The organism is Microcoleus sp. w1-18aA5, from assembly GCF_036701705.1.
Classification (GTDB): Bacteria; Cyanobacteriota; Cyanobacteriia; order Cyanobacteriales; family Microcoleaceae; genus Microcoleus.
On the sequence record NZ_JAUPTE010000147.1, the window covers coordinates 1 to 4,820 of the forward strand.

The 4,820-nt window shown below is 42.1% G+C and carries 1 protein-coding gene; it reads right to left on the reverse strand.

Going from position 1 to position 4,820, the window contains the following annotated elements:
• Positions 1-6: 6 nt before the first annotated feature.
• Positions 7-4,437 carry an AAA family ATPase gene (locus Q5691_RS27255; protein WP_333348344.1) on the reverse strand — a complete coding sequence of 1,477 codons (4,431 nt, stop codon included), beginning with the start codon at positions 4,435-4,437 and terminating at the stop codon, positions 7-9.
• Positions 4,438-4,820: the final 383 nt, after the last annotated feature.

Genomic DNA, 4,820 nt, shown 5'->3' on the forward strand with positions numbered 1-4,820 from the left:
TATGGCTCAAGCCCAACGTCTGGCGGGATTTGGCCTTAAACTAATTAAGGAGTTGTTTAGAATGAAATAGCCCTGGTTTTCTAGGTAAACAATACTGACGATTTGAGCTTGGTTAATTAGCGGCACGCAGAGAATTGATTTGGGCTGATTTTTTTGGATGTACGAGTCCTTGGTAAATTTTCCCTCTCGAACAGCGTCATCCAGTACTACGCTTTCTTGAGTGCGGGCCACATAATTGACAATCGCTTTGGAAAGTTCTTGACAGCTTTCAACGGGGATTGACTGCAACAGGGTAACGCGAGCGTCATCAATTTTCCCTTCAGCTTCAATTAATAGCTTTTCGCAGCTTGACAAAATCAGATAACCTTTTTGTGCCCCCGCATTTTCCATCAAAATTTTCATCAAGCTAGACAGTAGCTTATCTAGCTGAATTTCGCCAGAAATTGCCTGAGACGCCTTCATTACTGTGGCAATATCTAAATTTGAGCCTGAGCCAGTTGTAGTAGTTTGGGTATCTTTAATAATTGATTGACTGGGCGTGAATAGGTGGGGATAGCGCTTTTCTAAATCTTTGACCTTTGCCGCCGCACCCCAGAGTTGATAGCAGTAACGTGATTCTTGCATATAGGCTCTGGCTGTCAGTTCTTGGCCTTTGGATAAATAAAACTTGGCTGCTAGTTCGTAGGCGAGGGCAGATTCATGGATGTATTCGTTGTCTTTGGCAAGGGCAATTGCTTTGTCATAATAATCCATTGCTCGTGGATCTTTGCCACAAACCCGATAAAGTTCTGCCTCGACCAGATAAAACTTATGCAAATTATTTGCTGGTGCATGACGCGCCCATTTCCGCATCTTTCTCTGGTTGGCTTGCACTTTGCGGAGGTGGCGTTTTTGCTGGAAATAAGCAGTATTTTTTGCTATAGCAAGACGTACTAAAGAATCATAAAAATAGAAATAACTAATTACCAGAGACCCTGTAACACTCTCGATATATTGTTCTGCTGCTTTGGCAGCAATTACGGCTTTTTTTTCTTCGCCAAATAAGTAACAAAGTATCAATTTGTTTAAATAGTGATTGCAAATAGCATACCGATCGCTTCGCTTTATTAAGAGCGGCAGCATTACCTGTTCATCATAAAATTTTCCCTTTAGAGAAGTAGTATTTTCTGCTAGATCGCGCAAGTTCAGAACTGCTTGATGATATAGATTCTGCCCCTCAATGATTCTTTCTTGCCCCATTCGACGGATGAGATCAGTATAATTTGCTATCTTTGAATCCAGTTCCCTTAATTCTACGCCACTCAGAAAAGCATAGTGGCAGTGCATTTGAACTGAATAGGCAGCAAATTCCAAGTCTCCCGTTTCCATCCCAACTTGATAATTTTCAAGCTGTAATTTTAAAATTTTCTTGACCGGTTCTCTCCAATGCTTTATAAAATTATTAACTACAAACTCCGTCTTTGCTTTTGCTTCTATAATATTCAATTTGTACAGTAAATCAAGCGCCAGTTGACCAAATTGAAAGCCCTTTTCAATATTTCCAATGACGCCACAAAGCACTATCCCATAATTACTATAAGCAAAAGCCGATTCAGTAGAATTCCCCCCTTTCAAAGATAGGTTAACCATTTGGAAAACAATCAGGAGAAACAACATAGGTTTAGCGGAGTAAGCGGCAGGTGCAATTTTAGCCAAGATACGCATTGCAGCAATATGGTAAGGATCTGTCATAACTGGCAGCTTAACTAAGCTAGCAATCTCTTTGTTACCTATTCTCATCTGGGTTCGCATTAGCTGCCATACAATATGGAATGAGTTAGGTTGTTTTGGCAACTCCACCCCCAACATTTTCAGCACTTCCCTCGAAAGCAGGATCGCCTCATGCAAATTGCCCTGAACATTAGATGCCAGAATTTTTATCTCATACACTTTCACTTGATCTAGCACTGTTTTGGCTTGTGAGAGTAATGTTTGAGCAAATTTATTCATCAAAACAAAATCGGCAAGCAAATAGGCAACTTCGGCTGCTTCTTCATACAGTGAGAGGATGAGAGAATACTGCTGTTTCCAGCTATTGGCTGCTAACAGATCTATCCCTACTTGCAAATAATTCAACGCAGATTGATATGCAATGGATGCTTTTGCTTTCTGAGCAGCCATAAGATTTAACTGAGCTAGTTCATCTCTTTCTTCTTGAGAAGTCAGTAGGGGCAATCCTTCTGTGGTTGCCCCTACCCCTAAATTCAGTTGATTTACAATGTCAAATATTTTCTCTTCTCGCTTGTCGGCAGAAGTATTTTGCAGCAATAATTTTCCAATTTGCTGGTGAATATTTGCTTTGTCGGCTTCGGAAATTAGAGAATAAGCAGCTTGGTGTATTCTGTCGTGAACAAATTTGTACTCTAGGGACTGGGAATTGGATAATTTCCCATTCACAGCTAATACCAAATCGCCCATACTACCAAAATGAACAACAAAGTTTTCAGCAACCGCAGGTTGCAAATCATTAATTGTATCTGTAAGGCTTTTTTCACTGGTAATAGATAAGGTAGATAGGTCAAAGTGATTGCCGATACAGGCTGCTACCTGTAACCTCAGTTGCGTATTTTTTGGCAGCTTTTGAATTTTGGTTGCCATCAGTTCGACTACGTTATCAGTAAAATCCCTTGCTTGAATTTGAGCTACTACCCACTGCCACTCTAAGGTCTGAAAGTTAAACTCTAAGAGCCCTTCTGTATAAAGTGATTTCAAAAACTCATTCATAAAAAAGGGATTTCCTCCGGTTTTTAAATGCACTAACTCGGCAATAGAGTTGGCTTTTTCTTGAGAAGATTTGAGAGTTTCTGAAATAATTTGAGTGACTGTAGATAATGCCAAAGGCGAGAGGAAAATGCGATTAATAATTGCTCCGGTTTTGGCAATCTCATCTAGTGTTAACATTGACAAATGCCCGGAGTTTACCTCGTTATCCCGATACGCACCAATTAAAAACAGGCCGGGTGATGAAAAACTCATCAGTAATTTAATTAGTTTCAGAGAGGCGCCATCTGCCCCCTGTAAATCATCAATAAATATTGCTAAAGGATGTTCTGGTTTAGTAAAGACTTTGATGAAGTTCTGAAATACTAAATAAAAGCGATTCTGGGACTCATTGGAACCGAGTTCAGGCACGGCAGGCTGTTTGCCAATTATCAACTCTACTTCAGGAATTACCTCGAAAATCACTTGACCATTACTTCCCAAAGCAGATTGAAGTTTCTTCCGCCACTGGTTCAGTTGCGCTTCAGGTTCGCTTAAAAGTTGCTTCACTAATTCTCGAAAAGCCGTAATGATGGCGCTGTAGGGAATGTTGCGCTGGTACTGGTCAAATTTACCCGAAATAAAATAGCCGCGCTTTTGGGTGATGGGTTTGTAGAGTTCTTGCACTAATGCTGACTTCCCGATTCCCGAATAACCTGCCACCAGCATTAATTCGCTTTTATCCGCACTCGCACGCTCGAAGGCTCTGAGTAAAGTTTCAATTTCTCGCTCTCTGCCGTAAAGTTTCTGCGGCAGTTGAAATTTATCGGAAATATCCTGATTGGCTAATGGGAAAGGCTCGATGCTGCCGATGTGTTGCAATTGCTTCAAGCAAGCTTCTAAGTCCGCTTGAATTCCCCTGCCGCTTTGGTATCGCTCCTCCGCCGTTTTTGCTAAGAGTTTCATCACAATATCTGAGACGGCTTTAGGGATTTCTGAATTGACTTCGCAGGGGGGCACTGGCACCTTTGCAATATGGCAGTGAAGTAACTCTAAAGCGTCCGATGTCTCGAATGGCAGTTTTGCCGTCAGCAGTTCGTAAAAAGTGACGCCGAGCGAATAAAAATCAGTGCGATAGTCGAGAGCGCGATTCATCCTACCCGTTTGTTCAGGCGAAATATAGGCCAGCGTACCTTCCAGAACTCCAGGCGTTTTCAGTACCGGATTTTCGCGCGTTAGCTGCGTGGAAATACCAAAATCAATAATTTTTAACTGTTCTGTCTCCGGGTTGTAGACAATATTGGAAGGGTTGATATCTTTGTGAATGACGTTAGCCGCGTGAATCTGGCCTAAACTTTCAGCGGTTTTGATCGCAATTTGCAGAAACTCTTCTAGAGTAAACTTCCGCTGCTGCATCCAAATTGTCAAGGATTCGCCGCCAAAGTCCTCCACAAACATCACGAGGCTGTTTTGGTATTTTTGCAAGTCATAGACTCGCACGACTCCCGCCTCTTTCAACTCTTGGGTGATGCGGTATTCGGTGCGGTAGCGCACCAATTCTTGAGGTGTGGGGTAGCTTTCTTTGAGCAGTTTGAGGATAATCGGCTGGCGATCCGCTTCCCGAATCGCCCGGTAAACTAGAGAGTTGGCGCTTTCATAGAGAAGTTTCACAACGGTAACGCCTGGAATCGAGAGCATATTGATTTTTTTGCTAAAAATTAACGCGAAGTCAAAACGCACCAGCTTGATTTATAGAATAGCACGTTATAAAGGTAATTTTTTTTTGTAACAAATGTTGAGTTTTTGGGGTGACAGCCTGCAAATACTTTGTGCTAGCCCCGATTTCGCTCGCCTAATTTGTAGGGTGCACCAAGAGTCGATCGCACTTTTGCTGTGATTTTCAGGTATAGCAATTGCTTAATGTAAATTGTGTAGCCTGTCTTTGATTTTTGTGCGAGTCAACAATGCAGACTCACAGCGTTCCCAGTACATTTTAGCAACGCGATCGCCCGGATTCTGACGCCAACACTCTTCAAAAAGCCGCGCCGCTTCAAATAACTTCCCTCCCGAATAAAGTGCCC

What these genes read in the sequence shown, in the direction of transcription:
- Q5691_RS27255 (WP_333348344.1), bottom strand. Translation starts at nt 4,437, where the DNA reads ATGCTCTCGATTCCAGGCGTTACCGTTGTGAAACTTCTCTATGAAAGC.